The sequence below is a fragment of the Buchnera aphidicola (Floraphis choui) genome (assembly GCA_039830045.1).
Lineage (GTDB): Bacteria > Pseudomonadota > Gammaproteobacteria > Enterobacterales > Enterobacteriaceae > Buchnera_B > Buchnera_B aphidicola_AX.
On record CP140044.1, the window covers coordinates 392,648 to 417,377 of the forward strand.

The 24,730-nt window shown below is 25.1% G+C and carries 24 protein-coding genes and 1 tRNA gene; 11 read left to right on the forward strand and 14 right to left on the reverse strand.

Annotation, left to right across the window (positions count from 1 at the left end):
* Positions 1-13: 13 nt before the first annotated feature.
* The 12 genes from pnp to greA form a co-directional block, all read right to left on the reverse strand.
* Positions 14-2,107, reverse strand: a complete 2,094-nt coding sequence (gene pnp, locus UAT33_01750; protein XBC43665.1) for a polyribonucleotide nucleotidyltransferase — start codon at positions 2,105-2,107, stop codon at positions 14-16.
* A 252-nt stretch (positions 2,108-2,359) separates the two neighbouring features.
* Positions 2,360-2,629 (reverse strand): 30S ribosomal protein S15, encoded by a 270-nt coding sequence (rpsO, locus tag UAT33_01755; GenBank protein ID XBC43666.1) that lies wholly within the window; start codon positions 2,627-2,629, stop codon positions 2,360-2,362.
* Between the two features lie 111 nt (positions 2,630-2,740).
* The gene (gene truB, locus UAT33_01760; GenBank protein ID XBC43667.1) at positions 2,741-3,670 is read right to left on the reverse strand and encodes a tRNA pseudouridine(55) synthase TruB; all 930 of its coding nucleotides are present in this window, start codon (positions 3,668-3,670) and stop codon (positions 2,741-2,743) included.
* 21 nt (positions 3,671-3,691) lie between these two features.
* A complete protein-coding gene (rbfA, locus tag UAT33_01765) occupies positions 3,692-4,051 on the reverse strand; it encodes a 30S ribosome-binding factor RbfA (protein ID XBC43668.1) in 360 nt (119 codons plus the stop codon).
* A gap of 58 nt (positions 4,052-4,109) precedes the next feature.
* Positions 4,110-6,725, reverse strand: a complete 2,616-nt coding sequence (infB, locus tag UAT33_01770; protein ID XBC44111.1) for a translation initiation factor IF-2 — start codon at positions 6,723-6,725, stop codon at positions 4,110-4,112.
* A gap of 16 nt (positions 6,726-6,741) precedes the next feature.
* Positions 6,742-8,229 carry a transcription termination factor NusA gene (gene nusA, locus UAT33_01775; protein XBC43669.1) on the reverse strand — a complete coding sequence of 496 codons (1,488 nt, stop codon included), beginning with the start codon at positions 8,227-8,229 and terminating at the stop codon, positions 6,742-6,744.
* 318 nt (positions 8,230-8,547) lie between these two features.
* Positions 8,548-8,632: transfer RNA gene (locus UAT33_01780), tRNA-Leu, on the reverse strand.
* 45 nt (positions 8,633-8,677) lie between these two features.
* Positions 8,678-8,914 (reverse strand): preprotein translocase subunit SecG, encoded by a 237-nt coding sequence (secG, locus tag UAT33_01785; GenBank protein XBC43670.1) that lies wholly within the window; start codon positions 8,912-8,914, stop codon positions 8,678-8,680.
* A gap of 125 nt (positions 8,915-9,039) precedes the next feature.
* A complete protein-coding gene (glmM, locus tag UAT33_01790; protein ID XBC43671.1) occupies positions 9,040-10,374 on the reverse strand; it encodes a phosphoglucosamine mutase in 1,335 nt (444 codons plus the stop codon).
* Positions 10,375-10,729: 355 nt separating this feature from the next.
* On the reverse strand, positions 10,730-12,559 hold the full coding sequence (gene ftsH / locus UAT33_01795; protein XBC43672.1) for an ATP-dependent zinc metalloprotease FtsH: 1,830 nt from the start codon (positions 12,557-12,559) through the stop codon (positions 10,730-10,732).
* Between the two features lie 61 nt (positions 12,560-12,620).
* Complete coding sequence (locus UAT33_01800) at positions 12,621-13,259, reverse strand: SAM-dependent methyltransferase (protein ID XBC43673.1); 639 nt, start codon at positions 13,257-13,259, stop codon at positions 12,621-12,623.
* Between the two features lie 259 nt (positions 13,260-13,518).
* Entirely contained in the window at positions 13,519-13,998 is a 480-nt protein-coding gene (gene greA / locus UAT33_01805) for a transcription elongation factor GreA (protein ID XBC43674.1), read from the reverse strand.
* 432 nt (positions 13,999-14,430) lie between these two features.
* Between greA and UAT33_01810 the strand changes: the two genes are divergently transcribed.
* The 5 genes from UAT33_01810 (at position 14,431) to cgtA (ending at position 18,039) form a co-directional block, all read left to right on the forward strand.
* Positions 14,431-14,676 (forward strand): BolA/IbaG family iron-sulfur metabolism protein, encoded by a 246-nt coding sequence (locus UAT33_01810; protein XBC43675.1) that lies wholly within the window; start codon positions 14,431-14,433, stop codon positions 14,674-14,676.
* A gap of 5 nt (positions 14,677-14,681) precedes the next feature.
* A complete protein-coding gene (murA, locus tag UAT33_01815; protein ID XBC43676.1) occupies positions 14,682-15,932 on the forward strand; it encodes a UDP-N-acetylglucosamine 1-carboxyvinyltransferase in 1,251 nt (416 codons plus the stop codon).
* Between the two features lie 326 nt (positions 15,933-16,258).
* Entirely contained in the window at positions 16,259-16,570 is a 312-nt protein-coding gene (gene rplU, locus UAT33_01820; protein ID XBC43677.1) for a 50S ribosomal protein L21, read from the forward strand.
* A 12-nt stretch (positions 16,571-16,582) separates the two neighbouring features.
* Complete coding sequence (gene rpmA, locus UAT33_01825; protein ID XBC43678.1) at positions 16,583-16,843, forward strand: 50S ribosomal protein L27; 261 nt, start codon at positions 16,583-16,585, stop codon at positions 16,841-16,843.
* A 176-nt stretch (positions 16,844-17,019) separates the two neighbouring features.
* On the forward strand, positions 17,020-18,039 hold the full coding sequence (cgtA, locus tag UAT33_01830; protein XBC43679.1) for an Obg family GTPase CgtA: 1,020 nt from the start codon (positions 17,020-17,022) through the stop codon (positions 18,037-18,039).
* Between the two features lie 256 nt (positions 18,040-18,295).
* Here cgtA and rpsI read toward each other — a convergent pair whose 3' ends face one another.
* Positions 18,296-18,688: a 30S ribosomal protein S9 gene (gene rpsI / locus UAT33_01835; GenBank protein ID XBC43680.1), complete on the reverse strand. Its 393-nt coding sequence runs from the start codon at positions 18,686-18,688 to the stop codon at positions 18,296-18,298.
* A gap of 15 nt (positions 18,689-18,703) precedes the next feature.
* A complete protein-coding gene (rplM, locus tag UAT33_01840) occupies positions 18,704-19,132 on the reverse strand; it encodes a 50S ribosomal protein L13 (GenBank protein ID XBC43681.1) in 429 nt (142 codons plus the stop codon).
* 421 nt (positions 19,133-19,553) lie between these two features.
* Here rplM and UAT33_01845 point away from each other — a divergent pair, with 421 nt between their 5' ends.
* The 6 genes from UAT33_01845 to rplS all read left to right on the forward strand — a co-directional run bounded on the left by UAT33_01845 (position 19,554) and on the right by rplS (position 24,629).
* Positions 19,554-20,696 (forward strand): chorismate mutase, encoded by a 1,143-nt coding sequence (locus UAT33_01845; GenBank protein ID XBC43682.1) that lies wholly within the window; start codon positions 19,554-19,556, stop codon positions 20,694-20,696.
* Positions 20,697-21,204: 508 nt separating this feature from the next.
* On the forward strand, positions 21,205-22,566 hold the full coding sequence (gene ffh, locus UAT33_01850) for a signal recognition particle protein (protein XBC43683.1): 1,362 nt from the start codon (positions 21,205-21,207) through the stop codon (positions 22,564-22,566).
* Between the two features lie 69 nt (positions 22,567-22,635).
* On the forward strand, positions 22,636-22,893 hold the full coding sequence (gene rpsP, locus UAT33_01855) for a 30S ribosomal protein S16 (GenBank protein XBC43684.1): 258 nt from the start codon (positions 22,636-22,638) through the stop codon (positions 22,891-22,893).
* 50 nt (positions 22,894-22,943) lie between these two features.
* On the forward strand, positions 22,944-23,453 hold the full coding sequence (gene rimM, locus UAT33_01860; protein ID XBC44112.1) for a ribosome maturation factor RimM: 510 nt from the start codon (positions 22,944-22,946) through the stop codon (positions 23,451-23,453).
* Positions 23,446-24,240 (forward strand): tRNA (guanosine(37)-N1)-methyltransferase TrmD, encoded by a 795-nt coding sequence (gene trmD, locus UAT33_01865; GenBank protein ID XBC43685.1) that lies wholly within the window; start codon positions 23,446-23,448, stop codon positions 24,238-24,240. The genes rimM and trmD overlap by 8 nt, the downstream gene beginning before the upstream one ends.
* Positions 24,241-24,275: 35 nt before the next feature.
* Positions 24,276-24,629 (forward strand): 50S ribosomal protein L19, encoded by a 354-nt coding sequence (gene rplS / locus UAT33_01870; protein ID XBC44113.1) that lies wholly within the window; start codon positions 24,276-24,278, stop codon positions 24,627-24,629.
* Positions 24,630-24,730: the final 101 nt, after the last annotated feature.

Consider the following 24,730-nt stretch of genomic DNA (forward strand, 5'->3'; position numbering starts at 1 on the left):
ATATATACTAGAATTAATATAAAACTTTTTTATTTTCTTTAATACTTAATCGTAGTCGACCTTGTCGATCTATTTCTAAAACTTTTACAAATACTTTTTGATCTAAACTAAGATGATTTTCTACTTTATCTATACGCTTATTAGAAATCTGAGAAATATGAACTAGTCCTTCTTTTCCTATTCCAATAGAAACAAACGCACCAAAATCAACAATTCGTGTTACTTTACCACTATAAATTTTTCCAACCTTAATTTCAGCAGTAATTTCTTGAATTCTACGAATAGCATTTTTAGCTTTTTCTTGTATCATAGCAGAAATTTTAACAGTTCCATTATCTTCAATTTCAATAGTAGTTCCGGTTTCTTCAGTTAACATACGAATTACTGAACCACCTTTTCCGATTACATCTTTTATTTTTTCAGGATTAATTTGAATAGTATGTATTCTAGGAGCGAATTCAGAAATATCTTTTCTTGGAAATTGCAAAGATTTTTTCATAGTATTTAGAATATAAAGTCTAGCTTTCTTTGCTTGATATAATGCTAATCTTATTATATCATTAGTGATACCCTCAATTTTTATATCCATTTGAAGAGCAGTAACTCCATTTTTACTACCAGCTACTTTAAAGTCCATATCTCCTAAGTGATCTTCATCTCCTAAAATATCAGACAATATTATAAATTCATTTTTTTCTTTTACTAATCCCATAGCTATACCTGCTATAGAAGAAGATATTGGAACTCCGGCATCCATAAGAGCCAAAGAAGCACCGCAAACTGAAGCCATAGAGGAGGATCCATTTGATTCAGTAATTTCAGAAACTATACGTATTGTGTAAGGAAATGCTTCCAATTTTGGCATAACTGCTAGTATACTACGTTTTGCTAGTTTTCCATGTCCTATTTCACGACGCTTAGGAGAACCTATAATGCCTATTTCCCCTACAGAGTAAGGAGGAAAATTATAATGAAACAAAAAGTTTTCTATTCTATCTCCTAATAACTCATCTATGTTTTGAGCATCTCGAGACGTACCTAATGTGACCGATACTAAAGATTGAGTTTCACCTCGTGTAAATAACGCAGATCCATGTGCTCTAGGTAATATTCCTATACGAACATCCAAAGCACGAATCGTATCTTTTTTTCTACCATCTATTCGAATCTTATCATTTATAATTCGAGTACGAACTGTATCTTTTTCAATATCATAAAATATAGATTCTATTTCTGATTCATCTACAACGAAATCTTCGTTCATTAAAGTTAATGCTACATTTGATTTAATATTATCTAACGTTTCCAACCTTTCTTTCTTATTAAAAATATTATATGCACTATTTATATCATTTTTAGAAAGTTCAACTATTCGCAATTTTAAACGTTCATTTATAGGACATAAATAATTCTCCCAAATAGGTTTATTAACTTCGTGCATTAAACTATTAATATTTTGAATAACTACTTGTTGTTGACGATGCCCAAAAATTATCGCTTGCATTATTTCATCTTCAGACAAGATGTTAGCTTCTGCCTCAACCATTAAAACAGATTTTTTTGTTCCGGATATTACTAAATCCAAAGTACTAGATTTAATTTGATCAACACTTGGATTTAATACATATTCATTATTAATGTAACCAACTCTAGCAGCACCAATAGGACCAAAAAAAGGCAATCCAGATATACTCAATGCTGCAGATGCACCAATTATTGCAACTATATCAGGATTTACCTGGGGATTTAATGAAACAACTGTTGCAATAATTTGTACTTCATTAAAAAATCTTTTAGGAAACAAAGGACGGAGAGGACGATCAATTAAACGAGAAATAAGTATTTCATTTTCACTAGGTCTACCTTCACGACGAAAAAAACCACCAGGTATGCGGCCTGCAGAATATGTTCTTTCTTGATAATTTACTGTTAATGGAAAAAATTTTTGACCTAGCAATAGTTTTTTTTGACCAACAACAGTTACAAATACTACAGTATCATCCATACTAACCATTATAGCTGCAGTAGCTTGTCTAGCCATTATGCCTGTTTCTAACGTAACAGTGTGTTGACCATATTGAAATTTACGTATAATAGGATTAAACAAAATAATGTCCTTAGTATATTACAATTTACATACATATCTATCAAATATGAATTTAAAAATTTATGACATTTATTTAAAATAAAAGAAATCAAAGTTAAACGAATAGATAAAACTTTTGTCAAAAATGAAATTATTTGAAAAACATTGTCATTAAGTGAATACCTGATTTTTAAATTTTCAAGAAATATTTTTTAAATATAATATTTTATTGATCCTATAAAAAATCAGAAATAATATATTTTGATCTATAAGTTAACGACGTAATTTTAATCGATCAATTATATTCGTATAACGTAATATGTTTTTTCTTTTTAAATAATTTAATAATTTTCTACGATGTGATACCATATTTAGTAATCCACGCCTACTACCGTGATCTTTTTTATGAATAGAAAAATGTTTTTGTAAACAATTTATTCTATCTGTCAATAAAGAAATTTGAACTTCAGAACATCCACTATCTTTCTCATTAGCACCAAATGTTAAAATCAAATTGCTTTTTTTAATGATGTTTAAGGACATTGTATTTAGAACTCCACGTCATTACTTATAATAGTAAAATAAAGGTTAATAAAAGTTTTAAAATATTTTATTTATAGTACTATTATATAATTTTTATAGCAAATGACCTATTTAAAATTTACGTTTTAAAACTAAACGATAAGGCAACAATTCTTGATTTTTATTTACTCTTCCTATTCCAATAAAACTTTGACTTTTTCCTGCTGTTATTCGAAAAAACGAACTTTTTAAAGTACAAAAAACTTTTATTTTTTTTCCATTTTGAATTTTATTTGCATCATTACTAGATAAATTTATTTCTGGAAAATCTAATACAGGAGTATCTAATGGGATTAAAATTTTATATAATTGTTTTAAAAATAATTTTGAACTATATTGACTTAACGATTGAAGTTGATCTATAGTAATCATTTTAGAAATAGGATACTTATCCACTTGCAATCTACGTAATTTAATTACGTGCGCTCCACATCCTAAATTTTCTCCTATATCCTCTATTAAAGTTCTTATATAAGTTCCTTTAGAACACGTAACTTCTAATTCTAAAAATACATTATAACAATTAATGTATTTTAACCTATAAATAGTAATTTTTCGACTTTTTCTCGGTATAAAAATTCCTTTTCTAGCATATTTATATAATGATTTGCCTTTATATTTAATTGCAGAATACATTGGAGGAATTTGTTGTATGTCACCTTTAAAAGAATTTAAAGTTTCAATTAAATGCGTAAACAAAAAATTTACTATTCTAGTCTTTATCACTTTACCTTCAGAATCAGACGTATTTGTAGTCTGCCCAAGCTTAGCTATTACTCGATAACGTTTATTAGTATTAAACAAAAATTGAGAATATTTTGTTGCTTCTCCGCAACATATAAGTAGCATACCCGTAGCAATAGGATCTAAAGATCCTGAATGCCCAGCTTTCTTTATATTTAAAATATACTTCACTTTTTGTAAAATATTATTAGAAGAAAACCCGCTTGGTTTATCTATTAATAATATTCCATCAACTGTTCTAAATTTATTAAGAAACATTTAACTATCCTTGTTTTTAAACTATTTTTTTTTTAAAGATCTATCAATTAAACTACTTATTTTCATACCTTTAATAAATGAATCATCATAAATAAAATGTAAAGTAGGAATAATTCGTAAACAAATTTTTTTTGCCAATAAATATCTTATATAACGTGAAGATTTTTGTAATATTAATATTACATCTTTAGGAAATAATGTTTTAGTTTTATCGAATGAACTAATATATATTTTAGAGTAACTAAAATCACGAGAAGTTTCTACCTCTAATACTGTTATCAATACTTTTAAACGAGGATCTTTTAAAGAATGACAAATAATCCATGATATTGCTTTTTGCAGCTCCTTTGATACACGAAAAAAACGGTTAGATTGCAACATTTAATGAATTCTCCAATTACTTACATAATAAAACACAATAAAAAAATATTTATTGTATTTATTTCACTCGTGATGTACAAAATGCTTCAATTAAATCGTTAATACGAATATCATTATAATTTTTTATTCCAATACCACATTCTACTCCATTTCTTACTTCATTTATATCTTCTTTGAATCTTCTCAAAGATTCTAATTCTCCTTCATAAATAACTTTATTTTTTCTTAATATTCGGATAAAATCATTGCGTTTTACTATACCTTCAATCACCATACATCCAGCTATGCTTCCAAACTTTGGAGATTTAAAAACGTTCCTTACTTCTGCTAATCCCATGATTTTTCGTTTATATTTTGGTAATGTCATACCATGTATAGAGTTTTTTACTTCATCAATAATATGATATATTACCGAATAACAACGTAAATCTATATTTTCTAATTCAATAATTCGTTTTGCAGAAAAATCTACTTTAACGTTAAAACCTATAATAATAGCCTTTGAAGCTATAGCAAGAGATGCATCAGTTTCTGTAATATTTCCTACTCCTTTTCCTATAATTTTTATTTTTACATTATTATTAGATAATTTTTTTAAAGAATCAGAAATTGCCTCCAATGAACCCTGAACATCTGATTTTAAAATAATGTTAAGTTCTAAAATATTATCTTTTTTTATTTTTTCGAAAATGTTAGATAATTCAAATATTTTCTTTTTAGCTAATTTTTTTTCTCTAAACTTTTTTTGACGATATAAAGCAACTTCACGCGCTTCTTTTTCACTATTTACAACAATAATTTTATCTCCAGCTATAGGAACTCCTGACAAACCTAATATTTTAGCTGGAATAGAAGGACTAATAGATTGAACTTCTTGTCCTAAAGAATTTTCTATAGCACGAACTTTTCCGTATTCTAATCCACATAATACTATATCTCCTTTTTTTAAAATTCCTTCTTTTATTAAAACTGAAGCAACTGGGCCTTTTCCTTTATCCAAAAACGATTCAATAACCAAGCCTGTAGCCATGCCATTATAGATTACCTTTAATTCTAAAATTTCAGCTTGTAGTAAAATAGATCTTAATAAGTTATTAACTCCTTCTCCTGATTTAGCTGAAACGTTTATAAAAATATTATCACCCCCCCATTCTTCTGGAACAATATTGTATTTCATTAATTCATTTTTAATTTTATCCGGTTCTGAATTTAACTTATCTATTTTATTAATTGCTACTAATATAGGTACTGATGCTGCTTGAGCGTGTTGTATAGCTTCAATTGTCTGAGGTTTTACTCCATCATCAGCAGCAATAACTAAAACAACCATATCTGTAATTTTAGTTCCACGAGCTCTCATTGCAGTAAAAGCAGCATGACCAGGAGTGTCTAGAAATGTAATAATTTTATTATTTACTTCAATATAGTATGCACCTATGTGTTGAGTGATACCACCAGATTCCTGAGAAACAGTTTTAGTTAACCTAATATAATCTAACAACGATGTTTTTCCATGGTCTACATGACCCATGATAGTTACTATAGGAGGACGAGATTGCACAGATTTATCATGAGTATGTCGATTTTTCATGACCTTTGTTTCTAATGCATTATCATAATATATAGTAACTTTGTGCCCTATTTCTTCTGCTACTAATTGTGCTATATCTTTACTAAGATTTTGATTAATAGTAACAATATAACCTAATTTCATCATAATTTTAATTAAATCAGAACTTTTTATTGCCATTTTATTAGCTAATTCAGATACCGTAATTGTATCTCGAATAATTATATCTCGATTTACTACGTATGATGGTCTTTTAAATACTTGTTGTAGAGCACTATTACTATAATTATTATTATTTTTTTCTAAATGAGTAGACTTTTTTAAATCTCTATAGTTACTATTTTTTTCAAAATAATTTTTATTTTTTTTATGACGTAAATTTGTTTTAATTTTATTACTATTTAATCGATAATTAACTTCTATTCCACTATTGCTATTACGACGATGATTAGTACGAATAACATTAGAAATGTTATTATTATGACGTATTATCGACGATTGATTTCTATTTATTGTTCTATCTTTAGTTGTTTTTTTACTATTAAAAGAAGAATATTGTTCTGTATGACGCTTTAACTCTTCTGATTTAAAAATATTATTTTTATTTTGAATATTATTAGATAAATTGTGTGATTTTTTCTTAACTTTATTAGATGTTATATTTCGTTTTAAATTACTAAAAACACAACGATTTTTAATAATATTTTTGTTAGGATAAATTGCGCTGTCATTTTGTTTTCCTATAATAGATAAATTACTTTTACTATCTTTAGAAATTAAAGTGATATCTTTTAATATATTACTTTGAATTTCTTTACTTGGTTTAGTATATGTTTTCTTTTTTCTAATCTCAACTTGTATACATTTATTTTTTCCTCCCATATGAGATATATTCAAAATACTACGAGTTTTTCTTTTTAAAGTTAATGTATTTTTTAAAATAGAACTAGTATTCTTTAAATACTTATCTAAGATTTCTTTTTCATGAGAAGTGATATAATCATATTTGTCTTTTAGAATACCTGCGCTAATACATTTTTGTATTAACTTTTCTACTGAAATCTTCATTTCATTAGCTAGATTTTTTATATTTATTTCCATAATTAAATTCTCTCCTATTTTAATTCTTTTTATTAAACCAACATATATTACGTGCTTCCATAATTAAAGAACCAGCTGTATTAATATTAAGTTCTTCAATGTCAACTAAATCATCTATTCCTTGATCAGCTAATTCTTCTAAGTCATAAATATTTTTTTTTGCTAATTTAGAAGCTATTATCTGATTCATTCCTTTTAAATTTAATAATTCTTGTTTAGGTTGTTTTTCTCTCAATTTCTCCTGATGTTTTTTTTCTATTATTGTCAAAGCTTTTTTTGCTTCTGATCGAATTAATAAAGCTAATTCTTTGTCAATATTATTAACATTAAGCAATTCTTCAAACGGGATATAAGCTAATTCTTCTATCGAAGAAAAACCTTCTTCAATTAAAATTCTTAAAAATTTCTCATTTACTTGTAGATACTCTTTAAAAATATTTAAAATTTTATCAGCTTCTTTTTGATGTTTTATTTTTAAATCATCAACTGTCATAACATTAATTTCCCAACCACTAAGTTGGGAAGCTAAACGAACATTTTGACCATTTCTTCCAATAGCTTGAGCTAAATTTCTAGAATCTACAGCAATATCCATTGTACGATTTTCCTCATCTACTACAATAGAAGAAACATCTGCAGGAGCCATAGAATTAATAACAAATTGAGCTGCATTATCATCCCATAATACAATATCAATTCGTTCACCACATAGTTCACTAGATACTGCTTGTACACGAGCTCCTCTCATTCCCACACAAGCACCAACTGGATCAGTTCGTTTATCATTGCTCTTGACCGCAATTTTAGCTCTAGATCCTGGATCACGAGCTGCTGCTTTTATTTCAATAATCGATTCTCCTATTTCAGGAACTTCTATTTTGAACAATTCAATTAACATTTCAGGTTTTGATCTACTAACAAATAGTTGAATGCCTCTAACTTCAGGATAAATAGCATAAAGAACGCCTCTTATACGATCACCTAATCTAAAATTTTCTCTCGGTAACATATCTTCTTTTAAAATTAATGCTTCAGCATTATTTCCTAAATCTAAAGTGATACTATCTCTATTGATCTTTTTTACTATTCCTGTCACGATTTTACCAGAATGACTTTGAAATTGATCTACAATCATTGCTCTTTCAGCTTCTCTTACTTTTTGAATAATTACTTGCTTTGCTGTCTGAGTGGTTATTCTATCGAATATAACTGATGTTATTTTATCTTCTATATAATCATTAATTTTTATTGAATTGTTTTCAAATTGAGCAGCTTCAAATGTAATTTCTTTCGTTGGATGAAATACTTCATGAACTACTAACCAACGACGAAATGTTTCAAAACTTCCATTTTTTCGATCAATCTTTACTCGTACATCAATTTCTTGATCATATTTTTTTTTAGTTGCTATTGCTAATGCACTCTCTAACGCCTCAAAAATTTTTTCACGAGGAAGAGATTTTTCATTAGAAACAGCTTCCACAACAGCTAAGATTTCTTTATTCATCTTAGTTTACCTCAGTTTATACAATAATATTGTGGAATAAAAATTATTTTATTATAAAAATCTACAAAATAATAATAATGTACTTTATTTAAAATTTTTAAAAATAATATTACGAAGGTTAACAATATATATTAAATTTTAAATAAAATTAATTTATAAACATTTTATCTTAATTTTTTACAGAAAATATTAATCATTCTGATATTATATTTAATTTCATGTATATATTAATTTTAATATAATAAAATCCCCAAGCTCTTTGGGGATTTTATTATATTAAAATTAATATATACATGAAATTAAATATAATATCAGAATTGCCGAGAACGGGACTTGAACCCGTACACTTAATAAAAGTACTACCCTCTCAAGATAGCGTGTCTACCAATTCCACCACCTCGGCATAAATAACAAAAAAGTTAAATTTTGTTGTATATTTTAAATGTAATCAAAGAATATTATTATAACTAATATTACATATTATTAAACTAACAAAAAAAAACAAAAAAGCGAATATACCTGTAACACAGGTTAACATATTATCATTATAATACGTTATTACCTGAGGTGATTTTACTGAACTAAAACTAGAATTTCCACTACCATCTTTTCTATTTTGTATCATAATTAAAAAAATAAGACAAATAGAAACAAATATAAAAACTCCCAAAAAAAAACTGTACATAACATTGTTCCTAACTATTATAAAAATTCACAATTAAGATAAAAAATAGAAATATTATAAATACTTTAATACTAATATTAAATATATGTTACTAAAAATATAAATAACAATACTTTTTAAAATTTCTACATATAATTAAGATGTTTTTTTAAATTATTAGAAATAAATGTAACAATACTCTTATTTTGATCTTCTACTAAAATTCTAAAACATGATTCTGTTCCAGATTTTCTTAAAAATATTCGTCCAAATTCACCTAACATATTTTTATATTTAGGGAGTATAGTTTGTATTTTTCTATATTTATCAAAGTCATTTTTTCTTCCAGCATCTACATTTATTATAACTTGAGGAAACAAGTTTATTTCAGAACATAATTGAAACAAACTCATTTGAGTATTTAACATGACTTTAATAATCTGTAAACCAGTAATAATACCATCTACAATAGGCGACATATCTAATATAATAACATGACCAGAACTTTCTGCACCTAATCTCCATTGTTTTTTCTGCAATTTTCTTATTATATTTCTATCCCCTACATTAGTTTTAATAAAAGGAATACCTATTTTTTTTAATGCCACTAATAATCCATTATTACTCATTACAGTACCAACTACACCTTCATTGTGAATTTTATGATATAAATAAAATTTTGCTAAAACATATAACATTTGATCACCATTTACTTTATTGCCTAAATGATCCACCATAATAACTCGATCTCCATCACCATCAAAAGCTAAACCTATATCTGCTTTTTCAGACAATACTCGTAATTTTAAATTACTAATATTTGTTGATCCACAGTTTTTATTAATGTTATATCCATTTGGAACAACAGATATAGTAACTAAATTAGCACCTAAATCTCTAAAAATTTTAGGTGCTATTCGATAAGTCGCTCCATTAGCACAATCTAATACAATTTTAAATGATTTTAAATTAAGATAAAACGGTATAGTTGATTTACAAAATTTAATATATTCTTTATAAATATTTTTATCTTTTTTAATAGAAGCTGAATGAGATATATTACAAAAAAATGTAGGTTTTTCTAATTCTCTTTCAATTTCTTTTTCTAAAATAATAGATAATTTAACACCTTTTTTTAAAAATAGTTTTATACCATTATCTTTAAATGAATTATGAGATGCTGATATTACTATTCCTACTTCCAACTTTAATAATCTTGTTAAATATCCAATAGCTGGAGTAGAAATAATACCTATTGATATTACAGAAATACCAGAAGCAGACAAACCTGAATTCAATGCTGATTCCAACATACAATTAGAAATTCTAGTATCTGTTCCTACAATTACTTTTTTAGAATTATTTTTAAATAATAATCTTCCAATAACAAAGCCAAACTTTAAAAAAAAATCTGGAGTTATAGGAAATATACCAACCTTTCCACGAATACCATCCGTTCCAAAATATTTTTTAACATTCAATTTATTATCCTTATACTATAATAATAAATTTCAGCGAAATAAAAAATAAATAACACATATTTCAAACTGTATTTATTAAAAATTTAATTAAATTTAAATGAACTCACTTATGCTTTATAAATATGCATATTATTAAAAATCATACAAAATTATTAATTAATAATTAATATCTATTCATAAGCTATCTCTTAAAATTATAGTTTAAGAGATAGCAATCTCGAAAAATTTATATTACGTATCAATTTTTTTACATAAATTTTCATTAACTTAAGAAATAATATAATTATATTATAAATGTAATCAAATGTAGTTTAATTTTAACTATTAAAATATTTAAATATAAAATATCGTTTACTTAATTATTATCTTCACTCCAACCATCAGGTTGTCGAACAGATTTTCTTTGCATTAAATCATTAATTTGATGAAAATCAATTGTTTCATATTTTATTAATGCATCCTTCATAGCATGAAGAATATCTAAGTTTTCATCTAATATTTTTTTCGCTCGGTAATAATTTTTATCTATTAATAACTTTACTTCTTCATCAATAATTCTTGCTGTTTCATCAGACATATGTTTAGATTTTGACACCGTTCTGCCTAAAAATATTTCACCTTCTTCTTCAGCATATAGAAGAGGACCTAACTTTTTCGAAAAGCCCCACTGCGTTACCATGTTTCGAGCTAAACTAGTTGCAACTTTTATGTCATTAAATGCACCTGTAGATACATTATTTTCACCATAAATTATTTCTTCTGCCAACCTACCTCCATACAATGTAGATATTTGGCTTTCTAATTTCTTTTTACTAATACTTAATACATCATCTTCTGGCAAGAAAAAGGTTACTCCTAATGCTCTACCTCTTGGAATAATTGTAACTTTATGAGCAGGATCATGCTCTGGAACTAACCAACCTACAATAACATGTCCAGCTTCATGATATGCTGTAGATTCCTTTTGTTTATCTGTTATAACCATAGATCGTCTTTCAGTTCCCATAATAATTTTATCTTTTGCTCTTTCAAAATCAAACATTGATACTACTTGATTATTATTTCGAGCTGCAAATAACGCTGCTTCATTAACTAAATTTGCTAAATCAGCTCCAGAAAATCCTGGAGTTCCACGAGCTATAATCATAGGATCTACATCTTTACTTAAAGGAACTTTTTTCATATGTACTTTAATAATTTGAGATCGACCCTTAATGTCAGGTAATGCTACAAATATTTGACGATCAAATCTTCCAGGTCTCAATAAAGCAGGATCTAAAACGTCTGGTCGATTAGTAGCAGCAATTAGTATTATTCCTTCATTACCATCAAATCCATCCATTTCTACTAACATTTGATTTAACGTTTGTTCGCGCTCATCATGTCCACCTCCTAATCCAGCTCCTCTTTGACGACCTACAGCATCAATTTCATCAATAAAAATTATGCATGGTGCAGATTTTCTGGAATGTTCAAACATGTCGCGAACTCTAGACGCTCCAACTCCTACAAACATTTCTACAAAATCAGAACCTGAGATGGTAAAAAAAGGAACTTTAGCTTCTCCAGCAATAGCTTTTGCTAAAAGAGTTTTACCAGTTCCAGGAGGACCTACCATTAAAATTCCTTTTGGAATTTTTCCTCCTAACTTTTGAAATCTAGTAGGTTCTCTAAGATAATCTACTAATTCTTTTACTTCAGATTTAGCTTCATCACACCCTGCTACATCAGAAAAAGTAATTGTAATTTGATCTTCAGACAACATCCTAGCTTTACTTTTTCCAAAAGACATAGCGCCTTTTCCACCACCAAGTTGCATTTGACGCATGAAAAAAATCCAAACTCCAATTAACAAAAACATAGGAAACCATGAAATAAAAATAGAAGTTAAAAAACTTGGTTCATCTTGTATTTCTCCTATTATTTTTACATTTTTTATTAATAGAGTATCCAGCAATTTAGGATCATTCATAGGAATATACGTTATATATCTACTATTATCTTTTTTTATTACATTAATTTCACGTCCATTGACATACACTTTACTAATCTGATCTTGATTTACTTCTGATAAAAAAGTAGAATAATCCACTTTCCGATAATTTATATTATTAGAATTAAAATTCTGAAAGATAGACATTAATACCATTGCAATTACTAACCAAAGAATAAGGTTCTTAGCCATATCACTCAAGAGATTAACCTCACAAATTTAAAACCATTAAATAAAATGACACATAAAATAGCTATTTTTTTCGCTCAGATGCTATAACATACACTTCTCTAGAACGAATTCGAGAAGAATTTGGTTTAAAAATTTTTACTTTAGTAAATTCAGTTTTAACTCGATCAATAAACGAACGAAATTGATCACCATAAAATGCCTTTACCAATAATTTTCCATTATACAATAATATTTTTTTAGATATTTCTAAAGCTAGTTTACTTAATTTTATAGATCTAGGATGATCTATACAATAAGATCCACTCATATTAGGAGCCATATCAGACATAACTAAATCTACTTTTTTATTTTTTAAAAAAGTCAATAAAACATTAATAACTTTAAATTGTCTAATATCACCTTGAATGAAAAAAACACCTTTAATTGGAAACATAGGTAATATATCGCAGGCTATAATACACCCTTTATCTCCTATTTTTTTACTAGCGTATTGAGACCAACTTCCAGGAGAAGAACCTAAATCTATTATAGCCATGCCTTTTTTGAACAATTTACTAACGTTATGTATATGGTCTAACTTAAAATAAGCTCTAGATCGAATATTTTTTTTATAAGATAAATTTACATACGGATCTTTAATGTGTCGTCTAATCCATCTTTTAGAACTTAAAGAACGAGCTTTAGACACTGATAATACCATTTTTAAGTGAGATTATTAAAAATCAATTTTATCAATAACATATATATAGTGACAACAGTAAAACGTTTATAATTCTTAAAAATATTATCATACTTAAAAATATATGATATAAACATGAACGCTTTAGAAAGTAATATGATAATTATTATATTAAAGGATGAATATTACTATAAAATAACGCACATCTTTGTTATTTAATAAATATAAACACCATATTGGTTAAATTTTAAATTTTTACAACATCATAACTAACTATTAATTACTTATACTCTACACTTAGTATTTCATATTTTACATCACCAGACGGGGTCTTAATTATAGCGATATCACCAACTTTTTTCCCAATTAATCCCCTAGACATAGGTGAATTAATAGAAATTAAGTTGAGTTTGAAATTTGATTCGTCATCCCCAACAATACGATAAATAAATATTTTTTTTGTTTTAGAATTAAGTATAGTTACTGTAGATCCAAAAATAACGATTCCACGATTTTTAATTTGAGTAACATCAATTATTTGAATTTTAGATAATTTTAATTCAATTTCTTTGATTCTTCCTTCACAAAAACTTTGCTCTTCCCTTGCCGCATGATATTCTGAATTTTCTTTTAAATCACCATGTTGTCTAGCTTCTATAATAGAAGCTATAATTTTAGGTCTTCGTACTTTCTTAAGCATTTCCAGTTCTCTACGAAGTTTTTCAGCACCTAATAATGTCATTGGAATTTGATTATTCATATTTACTCCTTATAATTACACTTCAATAAAATAAATATTTAGAAATTTTTTAAAAAAGTTATTTCAGATACAAATTATTATATTAATATTATGTTAATAAAAAATGCCAACTATAGTAGCTAGCTTTATTCTAACTAAAAAATTACATTTAAATTAATATTAGTATAAAAAGTAACTTCTAATAATCCAGTTATAATTTAAAATATAAAGTATTTTAAATAATAGTTATAAGATAGTATATAAATTATCACTTCAACAAAATAAGAAACATGTTAAAAATTATGATATAAACAGATAAAAACTATATTTAAAAATTAAAAAATATAAAATATCTTATTTCAAAAAAAAATTATTCATAATTAGAGATATATTCATAAATTATGTTCTGATATTATATATACGAAATTTAATCAAAAAAAAAGAACAATACTAATGATCACAGAAAAAATTAAACATTTATTAATAAAATCTTTATCGTTAAATGAAGTTAAAGTTACTGGAGATAATAACTATATTGAAATAATAGCTATTGATGATATATTTCATAATAAAAGTGAAGTAGAAAAACAAAAGATAATTTATTCACAATTAATGCACTATATTGCAGATAAAACAATTCACTCTATTTCAATAAAAACATATTCTTTAAAAGAATGGAATAACAAAAAATATAATTAGTTAAAATGAAAACATGTTACGTAACAGGTCCTACCAATCTTCTAGGAGAAGTAAAAATTTCTGGTTCAAAAAATGCTGCTTTACCTATATTATTAACATCAATATTATCAAAAGAACCAATAGAATTACATAACATTCCAGTATTGCTAGATACTACTAACGCAATGAAAATACTAACTAAATTAGGAGTAAAAATAGAAGTTAAAAAAGAAATATATCTCGATTCTAGTACAATAAAAAATTGCATTATATCCAATTATATAACAAAAAAAATACGTGCTTCTATTTGGATATTAGGCCCTTTATTAGCAAGATGTGGTTATGCAAAAATATCTTTTCCAGGAGGATGTAAAATAGGGTATAGAGAAATTGACTTACATATATTTGGATTAACTCAATTAGGAGCTAAAATTACTATATACAAAAATTATATTACTGGATCAGTAGTAGGAAAGCTAAAAGGTACCAAAATTACGTTATCTAAGATAAGTGTAGGCGCAACTATTACTATTATGAGTACAGCTACTCTAGCTACAGGAATTACCATTATTTCCAATGCTGCACGTGAACCAGAAATTATTGATCTTGCAAATTTTCTAAATAGTATAGGAGCTAAAATTTCTGGAGCAGGAAGCAAAAAAATTATTATAAAAGGAGTTAATAAACTACATGGAGGTAAATACACTATTATTCCTGATAGAATTGAAACTGGAACTTTTTTAATAGCTGCGGCTATATCTAACGGGCACATTGTTTGTTACAATACCAAACCCAATTTACTAGCATATTTTTTAAAAAAACTAATTCAAACAGGAGCTAAAATAAAAGCTGGTAATGATTGGATTAGCTTAAATATGGTTAATATTCATCCTAAAGCTATTAATATTACAACTTCTCCATATCCAGGATTTCCTACTGATATGCAAGCACAGTTTACATTACTAAACATTATTTCACATGGAACAAGTAAAATAACCGAAACTATATTTGAAAATCGCTTTATACACATACCTGAACTTAAAAAAATGGGTGCAATAGTAATGATAAAAAATAATTCTATTTTTTGTTATGGAGTAAAAAAATTAAATTCAGCTAAAATAATCGCATCAGATTTACGAGGGGCAGCTAGTCTAATATTAGCTGGTTGTATTGCTAATGGAAACACAATTATTAAAAATTCTAATTTTGTTACAAGAGGATATGAAAGTTTTTACAAAAAACTTAAAATGATAGGCGCTAAAATTAAGAATAAATAAAAATATTATTAAAATATAGTTTACAATATTAAAATCTAAAAATTTTAAAATATTACACATTTAATTAAATTGCATGTTCAAGATTATAATACACTTAAATCGCATTTAAAATATAATATATTATAATCTTCAAATCATTAAAATACAATATTTACATAAATATTAGTAAAATAATATTCAAGAGCACATTTTCAGTTAAATTATGTTTTAACAATATTTTATCAAGTATAAAATATAGAACACGTTAAAAAACTACTTCTGTGTTCAAACTTAATAAGAATACAAATTAAACTATTCAAAATATATACAACATATGGAATTAAATTATGTATGCAATTTTTGCACATGGTGGAAAACAATACAAAGCTAAAAAAGGTCAAATAATTAAGTTAGAAAAAATAAATTATATTTCTGGAGAACAAATAAAATTTAAAGAAATTTTAATGATATCAGATAAAAATGAAATAACAATAGGAAAACCAATATTATTAGATAGTTTTATATCAGCAAACGTTGTAAGTCATGGACGTAATAAAAAAATTAATATTATTAAATTTAATCGAAGAAAACACTATAAAAAACATCAAGGTCATCGTCAATTTTTTACTAAAGTTTTAATTACTAATATTCATAGATAATAAGGAAAATTTATGGCTCATAAAAAAGCTGGAGGATCAACTAGAAATGGAAGAGACTCACATTCTAAAAGATTAGGAGTAAAACACTTTGAAGGAGAATTAGTACTTCCTGGCAGTATTATAGTCCGTCAAAAGGGAACAAAATTTCATGCCGGTATAAATGTAGGATGTGGTAAAGATCATACATTATTTTCTAAAATTCAAGGAAAAGTAAAATTTGAAACAAAAGGTATAAAACGTAAAAAATATGTAAATATCATTTCTATAACATGATTTTCCAATATTATAACTTTGTGTACTAACAAAAATATTTATAAATACACTTTTTATTTGTACACAAAGTATAATTTATTAAATATATATTAATAAGTTTTATATTCCAAAAAAATAAAACAATTAATATGAAATATTATGAATTTTACAAATAATATTTTAAGGAAACTAAAATAATGAAGTTTTTAGATCAAGTTACAATTCATGTTATCGCTGGAAATGGAGGAAATGGGTGTATTAGTTTTAGACGAGAAAAATATATTCCAAAAGGTGGCCCTGATGGAGGTGATGGAGGTAATGGAGGTAATGTTTGGCTAAAAGCTAATAGAAATTTAAATACCTTAATTGATTTTAGATTTAAGAAAACTTTTAAAGCCCAAAATGGCGAAAATGGAAAAAATAAAAAACAATCAGGAAAAAAAGGAAAAGATACTATAATCAACATACCTATTGGAACTAGAATTATCGATAACAATACCAAAGAAATCATAGATGATATAACAAACAATAAACAATTAATTTTAATAGCTAAAGGCGGATGGCATGGATTAGGAAATACAAGGTTTAAATCTTCTATCAATAGAACGCCTAAAAAAAATACTTTAGGAACACAAGGAGAACAAAGAGAAATTAAATTAGAATTAATTTTATTAGCTGATGTAGGAACACTAGGATTACCAAATTCTGGAAAATCTACTTTAGTGAGCCACATATCTGCAGCAAAAACTAAAATAGAAAGTTATCCTTTTACAACACTTACTCCAATATTAGGTACTGTAAAAATAGAGAAAAACAAAAGTTTTGTAATTGCTGATATACCTGGTTTAATTCAAGGAGCTTCACACGGACTTGGACTCGGATTTAAGTTTTTAAAACATTTAGAAAGATGTCATTTATTATTACATATAATTGATATTTCTATAGAAAATAAATTTAATATTTTAAACAATATTAATATTATTTTAAAAGAGATACAAAATTACAGCAAAAAATTATGTGAAAAACCAATTTGGATAGTATTTAACAAAATTGATTTAGTAAGTGAAAAGAAAATAAAAAGCATTATTACATTCATTAAATTTCACTTAAACCAAAAGAAACCATACTACTTAATTTCGTCAATAAGAAAAATAGGAATTAAACCAATGTGTAAAGACATTTTACAATTTATAGAAAAAAATACATCAGTTTATTAAAAACTTTCTTAATAACAATAAAAAATAATTCATATATTTATTACATAAAATAAAATTTTAATAGTCTTAAACTTCAAGATGAATGTTTAAAATGCCTATCAAAATAACTATTCTAAACTTATTTGTTAAAAATTTATAAATTACAATATATCTAAAATAATATAATTTAATTTATACAATTAATTTCAAATAAAATAATTTACCCGGTTTATTCCGGGCATGAATATAAATGTATAAAATTATCTTATTAAAGTAATTAACGTTTAGAAAATTGAGGACGTTTTCTTGCTTTTCGAAAACCCACTTTTTTTCTTTCTACTCGACGAGCATCACGAGTAACGAAACCTGACTGTCTTAACTCATTTCGAAAAGAAATATCGTAATTTATTAATGCGCGAGTAATTCCATGTCGAATTGCACCAGCCTGACCAGAAACCCCTCCACCTTTTACAGTGATATATAAATCACATTTATTTAACATATCAACCAATTCTAAAGGTTTTATAATTATCATAGATGTAATTTTATAACTAAAATAATTTTTTAGTGAACGATTATTAATTGTAATATTTCCTTTTCCAGGTTTAAGAAACACTCGAGCGGAAGAACTTTTTCTACGACCAGTTCCATAATTATATACTTGAGTCATTATCTATATCTCCAATTAAATAATTAGCATTTTTGGGTTTTGTGCTATATGAAAATGATTTTCATCAGAATATACTTTAAGTTTCTTAAACATACTTCGACCTAGAGAACCTTTTGGTAGCATCCCTCTTACTGCAATTTCAATAGCTCTAGTAGGAAAGTTAGACATCATATCTTTAAACGCTATTTTCTTAATCCCACCTATATAACCAGTATGACGATAATAAATTTTATCAGTATACTTTTTACCTGTTACTATTATTTTTCTAGCATTAATAACAATTAAATAATCTCCAATATCTACATAAGGAGTATATTCTACTTTATGTTTTCCACGTAATCGAGTGGCAAGAACAGAAGCTAATCGTCCTAAAGTTTTTCCTGAAGCGTCAATACAATACCATGATCTCTGTAAATTTCTAGTTTTAGCAAAAAAGCTTTTCACATTAAATTACCTATATAAAATTAAAGTTTTATTTATTTTTATAAAAATTTATAATATGAGTATTATTTTAAATTTTAATAACTTAACAACATTGTAACATCAATAAAAGGTTTTTATAATTAAAAGAATAATTTAATATAATTTAAGTATATGTCAACGTTTTAATAATTAAAAAGTTTAAATATTGGAATATCTTAATACTATGCTAAATACATTCTATTATTTTAAATTTATAACTTTTACTTAACATTGTATAATAATTTTTTATATTAATTAATTCTCATATAACTTTAATTTAAAATACTACTGTTTCTAATTAAAAATTACATTTTTAAAATAATAAATATTTTATAAATTTTAAAAAATAAAAACAGTTTTATTAAAATTATATATTTGAAATTAGCCTGAAAGGCAGTGAAATATGAAGTCTAAAAGTACTTTACTAACACTACGAAATATTATCAATACTTTAGATAAAGACTTAATTACTTTACTTGCTAAAAGAAAACAAATAGCAATAAAAATAGCAAAAATAAAAGTCAAACAAAACTATCCAATAAGAGATATAGAACGGGAGCAATTATTATTAAGTGATCTTTCCATATTAGGAAAGAAACATAATTTACATGATACATATATTTATAATTTATTTAAAATTATCATACAAGATTCTATTTCAACTCAAAATGATTGGATAAAAAATAACTATTATGAAAACAAAAAATTAAAAAGTTTTTCTTTTCTCGGTGATTATGGCTCATATTCTTATCATGCTACCGAAAAATACGCTAGTAAATATTTTCAATTTTTTGTCAAACATTGTTGTAATAATTTTCAAGAAGTTGTTCACAATGTTGAATGTAATAAATCTGATTATGCGGTTTTGCCAATAGAAAATAATACTTCAGGATCTATTGAAGAAACTTACACAATTTTAATAGATACTAAATTATCAATTATTGGTGAGATAAATATTCCTATAGATCATTGTTTATTATCACAAAAGCAAACTCAATTAATAAATATTAAAACAATATATAGTCATAAACAACCTCTAATGCAATGTAGTAAATTTATCGAACATTTTCCTAATTGGAAATTAAAATATACAAACAGCACTACTGACGCAATTAAAAAAATATCTGATGATGTAAACTTTGCATCGGCTGCATTAGGAAACAAAACATGTTCTAAAATATATCAATTAAAAATTATAGCTAGAAATATTTCTAATTTAGAACATAATATAACTAGATTTATAATATTAAAAAAGAAAAATATAAATATATCTATTCATATTCCAACTATAACAACTATCATGATATCAATCAATAATAACAAAAATTTAGTAGAAAAAATTGCTATAATACTTAAAGAATATAATTTAAAAATAAGACAACTAAAATCTCATAAAACACCTAAAATATTACAAAAAATAATAATTTTTATTGATATTAAAAATAACATTAATACCAATCAAATGAAAAAAGCTATTGATAAGTTAAAAATTATTGCTTCAGTTAAAATACTAGGATGTTATCCAATAGAAAAATATCCTTTATAATTGAGTTTATTTATTATATATTTCTACAATTTTTAATATATGCTTCTATTTTGTTCATGAAAAAAATAGAGCATATATTAAATAACCTAAAAAATAACATTATAAAATACTTCATATATCAGTAATCTATTAAAAGTTTTATTTTATCAATAAACAATTAATTATCTCAAAAATATATACGATTTTTATCAGTTCTATACAACATAAATAAAAACTTTTAAAATTTTAAAAATAATAGCAATCATTATTGTTCAAATAAATAATGTTGAGGAGTAAAATTTTTTATAAAATTATTAAAAGTTATTAATTGCTATAACTCATATTATTTATATTTAATTAATTTATATAATAATGATATTATATGACCTTATAATTATCGTTTAAAAAGCATATTTGTTATCTAAAAATTAAACAATTATGCTTTAATTTATACTTAAAAATTAACAACGTATTTAATATTTATAAAAAAATTAAACGAATTTTTTAAATTAATCATAGAGTAAAAATCATGTTTAGTAATATAACCGAGCGATTTTCAAAAATATTTAATAAACTTTCTCATAAAGGTAGATTAACTGAAAATAACATTAAAGAAACATTGCGAGAAATAAGACAAACTTTATTAGAAGCAGATGTCGCATTATCAGTAGTACGAGACTTCATACACTCTATATCTAAACAAGTTATTGGAAATAGCTTCAATAATAACTTTACTCCAGAACAAGAGTTAATAAAATTAGTAAAAAAAGAACTTATAATGATATTAGGAGAAGGTAATAATAACCTAAACTTATCAACTCAACCTCCAGCAATAATAATGATAGTAGGATTACAAGGTCAAGGAAAAACGACGAGTATAGCAAAACTAGGGAAAAAAATAAAAAAGACCAAAAAGAAGAAAGTATTAGTTGTATCTACAGATATCTATCGACCTGCAGCAATAAAACAATTAGAAATATTATCAAAAACAGCAAATATTGATTTCTATCCTTCTAATACTAATCAAAGTCCTATAGAAATAGCCAATACAGCATTAAATTTTGCTAAATTAAAATTGTATGATGTATTATTAGTAGATACTGCTGGACGTCTTCATATTGACAAACATATGATGGACGAAATTTCAAATATACAAAATAAAATAAATCCTATTGAAACATTATTAGTAGTCGACGCAATGATAGGTCAAGATGCAGTAAATATCGCACATAAATTTAACAATAGTTTATCCATTACTGGATTTATTATAACTAAAACCGATAGCGATACTAGAGCAGGTATTATATTGTCTATGAAATATATTACAAAAAAACCAATTAAATTTTTAAGTACTGGAGAAAAATTAGATGAATTTGAAATATTTTATCCAGATAGAATTGCAACTCGTATCCTTGGTATGGGAGACATGCTAACTCTTATAGAAAACATTGAAAGCAAAATTGACAAGAAAAATATTGATAAGTTAACTAAAACAATAAAAAGTCGAGAAAAATTTGATTATAATGATTTATTAACTCAAATAAAACAAATAAAAAAGATCGGAAACATTACTTCAATATTAGGAAAATTACCTAAAACACAAACAATATTTAATAATGACCAAAATAATATAAATGAAAAAATGTTATTAAAAATGGAAACAATGATTTATTCTATGACTACAACAGAAAAAAAACAACCAGAATTAATTAAAGGATCAAGAAAACGTCGTATTTCAAAAGGATCTGGTTTATCAATACAAGAAATAAATTCGTTATTAAAACAATTTTATAATATAAAGAAAATGATAAATACTATTAAAAAAGGTGGAATAAATAAAATGATGAAAGGAATAAACAACATAGTTAACAATCGATTCTTAAAATCATAAAATATTTTCATAACATCATTTTTAAGTTATAATATAAAAAATAAAATCATTTATAAAGGTATAACTATTATGGTCAAAATTCGTTTAGCAAGAGTAGGAGCAAAAAAACGTCCTTTTTATCAAATTATTGTCGCTGATAACCGATGTCCTAGAAATGGTAAATTTATAGAAAAAGTGGGGTTTTTCAATCCAATATCATTAAAAAATTCTAATAATATTTACATAAACTTTACAAAACTGCAATATTGGATTAAAAATGGAGCTCAAATATCTGATCGTGTAAAACACTTAATTAAAATAACTTCTAAGGTTAATAAAAACATATAAGGAACGAAATAATCATAAGAACTAAAAAAAAACATCATAATAATTTAATTATTGCTAAATTTGGAAAACCACATGGGATATTAGGGTGGATTCGAGTATTTTCTTTTACAGAAGAAAAACAAAATATTTTTAAATATTATCCTTGGTATATTCAAAAAGAAAAATTCAAAATAATTATTAATGTAAAAAATTGGAAAGATAAAAACAAATATTTTTTAGTAAAAATCAAAAATATTAATAATCGTTCTATAGCTGAAAAGCTAACTAATTATCATGTAATTATTAATCAAAGTACATTACCAAAACTACAAAACGATAATTACTATTGGAAAGACGTGATAGGTTGTAATGTTTTTAACATAAAAAATAAAGAATTAGGAATAGTAACTGACTTAATGCAAACATTTTCCAACGATATTCTTGTTGTTAATAAAACCTTTAAAAACAACATCAAAAAAAAGCAAAATATCTTAATACCTTTTATTGAAAAAAAAATTATAAAAACAATAAATATTAGTAATAAAACTATTATAGTAGATTGGAATTATATTGTTGAATAAAAACATTTTAAAAAAAAACCAAAAAACGTATTTAAATATAGGAATAATTAGTATTTTTCCAGAAATGTTTCATACTATCACCGATTACGGAATTACCAGAAAAGCAATTCAAAAAGGAATTATGAAACTTAGTATTTTCAATCCTAGAAATTATACAAAAAATAAATATCGGAACATTGACGATTATCCTTATGGAGGAGGACCTGGTATGTTAATGACAGCAGAACCATTAGAAAAAGCCATTCAACATGCTAAATATACACTTAGATGTAACGCAAGGGTATTTTATCTATCACCCCAAGGAGCTAAAATCAATCAAACTAAAATTATCACTCTATCAAAAATAAAACATATGATTTTATTATGTGGACGATACAAAGGCATAGACGAACGGTTAATACAAAGTAAAATTATAGATGAAGAAATATCTATTGGAGATTATATTCTAAGTGGAGGGGAACTTCCTGCTATGGTGTTAATTGATATGATATGTCGATTTATTCCTGGAACTTTAGGAGAAAAACAATCAAAAAAATGTGATTCTTTCTATAATGGATTGTTAGATTGCCCACATTATACTAGACCTAAATTTTTTCATGATATGGAAGTTCCTAACGTTTTACTATCAGGAAATCATAAAAAAATAAAAAAATGGAGGTTAAAGCAATCTCTAGGATATACTTGGATTAAAAGGCCAGATTTATTAGATAATATTACACTTACTCAAGAAGAAAACAATTTATTAGAAACATTTAAAAAAGAAATGTCAAAATTAAAAAAATTATAATAATTTAAATATAAATTATATATTAGGAAAATATTATTATGAATATTATACAAACAATAGAAAAAGAACAAATTAAAAATAACATTCCTGTTTTCAAAACAGGGGATACTATAGAAATTAAAATATGGATAGTAGAAGGATCAAAAAAAAGAATTCAATCATTTGAAGGAATAGTCATAGCTAAACGTAATAGATATTTTAATTTTTCATTTTGCGTACGAAAAATATCTAATGGATACGCTGTAGAACGCGTATTTCATTCTAATTCACCAAATATTGAAAATATTTGTATTAAAAAAAATGGAGACGTTAGAAAATCAAAATTATATTATCTACGTAATCGAACAGGCAAATCAGCCAAAATAAAAGAACTACTAACAAAAAAATAATATTTATATTACTATAAAATGTACTTCATAAATTTATAACATTTATATGACTTATCATGCAGTCATATAGTTATTATAATTTGACTGCATAATTTTTACAT

Bases quoted from the DNA above. Each gene is read 5' to 3' on its own strand.
- rpsO (XBC43666.1), bottom strand. From the start codon at position 2,629: ATGTCCTTAAACATCATTAAAAAAAGCAATTTGATTTTAACATTTGGT.
- truB (XBC43667.1), bottom strand. From the start codon at position 3,670: ATGTTTCTTAATAAATTTAGAACAGTTGATGGAATATTATTAATAGAT.
- rbfA (XBC43668.1), bottom strand. From the start codon at position 4,051: ATGTTGCAATCTAACCGTTTTTTTCGTGTATCAAAGGAGCTGCAAAAA.
- nusA (XBC43669.1), bottom strand. From the start codon at position 8,229: ATGAATAAAGAAATCTTAGCTGTTGTGGAAGCTGTTTCTAATGAAAAA.
- secG (XBC43670.1), bottom strand. From the start codon at position 8,914: ATGTACAGTTTTTTTTTGGGAGTTTTTATATTTGTTTCTATTTGTCTT.
- ftsH (XBC43672.1), bottom strand. From the start codon at position 12,559: ATGGCTAAGAACCTTATTCTTTGGTTAGTAATTGCAATGGTATTAATG.
- UAT33_01800 (XBC43673.1), bottom strand. From the start codon at position 13,259: ATGGTATTATCAGTGTCTAAAGCTCGTTCTTTAAGTTCTAAAAGATGG.
- greA (XBC43674.1), bottom strand. From the start codon at position 13,998: ATGAATAATCAAATTCCAATGACATTATTAGGTGCTGAAAAACTTCGT.
- UAT33_01810 (XBC43675.1), top strand. From the start codon at position 14,431: ATGATCACAGAAAAAATTAAACATTTATTAATAAAATCTTTATCGTTA.
- murA (XBC43676.1), top strand. From the start codon at position 14,682: ATGAAAACATGTTACGTAACAGGTCCTACCAATCTTCTAGGAGAAGTA.
- rplU (XBC43677.1), top strand. From the start codon at position 16,259: ATGTATGCAATTTTTGCACATGGTGGAAAACAATACAAAGCTAAAAAA.
- rpmA (XBC43678.1), top strand. From the start codon at position 16,583: ATGGCTCATAAAAAAGCTGGAGGATCAACTAGAAATGGAAGAGACTCA.
- cgtA (XBC43679.1), top strand. From the start codon at position 17,020: ATGAAGTTTTTAGATCAAGTTACAATTCATGTTATCGCTGGAAATGGA.
- rpsI (XBC43680.1), bottom strand. From the start codon at position 18,688: ATGACTCAAGTATATAATTATGGAACTGGTCGTAGAAAAAGTTCTTCC.
- UAT33_01845 (XBC43682.1), top strand. From the start codon at position 19,554: ATGAAGTCTAAAAGTACTTTACTAACACTACGAAATATTATCAATACT.
- ffh (XBC43683.1), top strand. From the start codon at position 21,205: ATGTTTAGTAATATAACCGAGCGATTTTCAAAAATATTTAATAAACTT.
- rpsP (XBC43684.1), top strand. From the start codon at position 22,636: ATGGTCAAAATTCGTTTAGCAAGAGTAGGAGCAAAAAAACGTCCTTTT.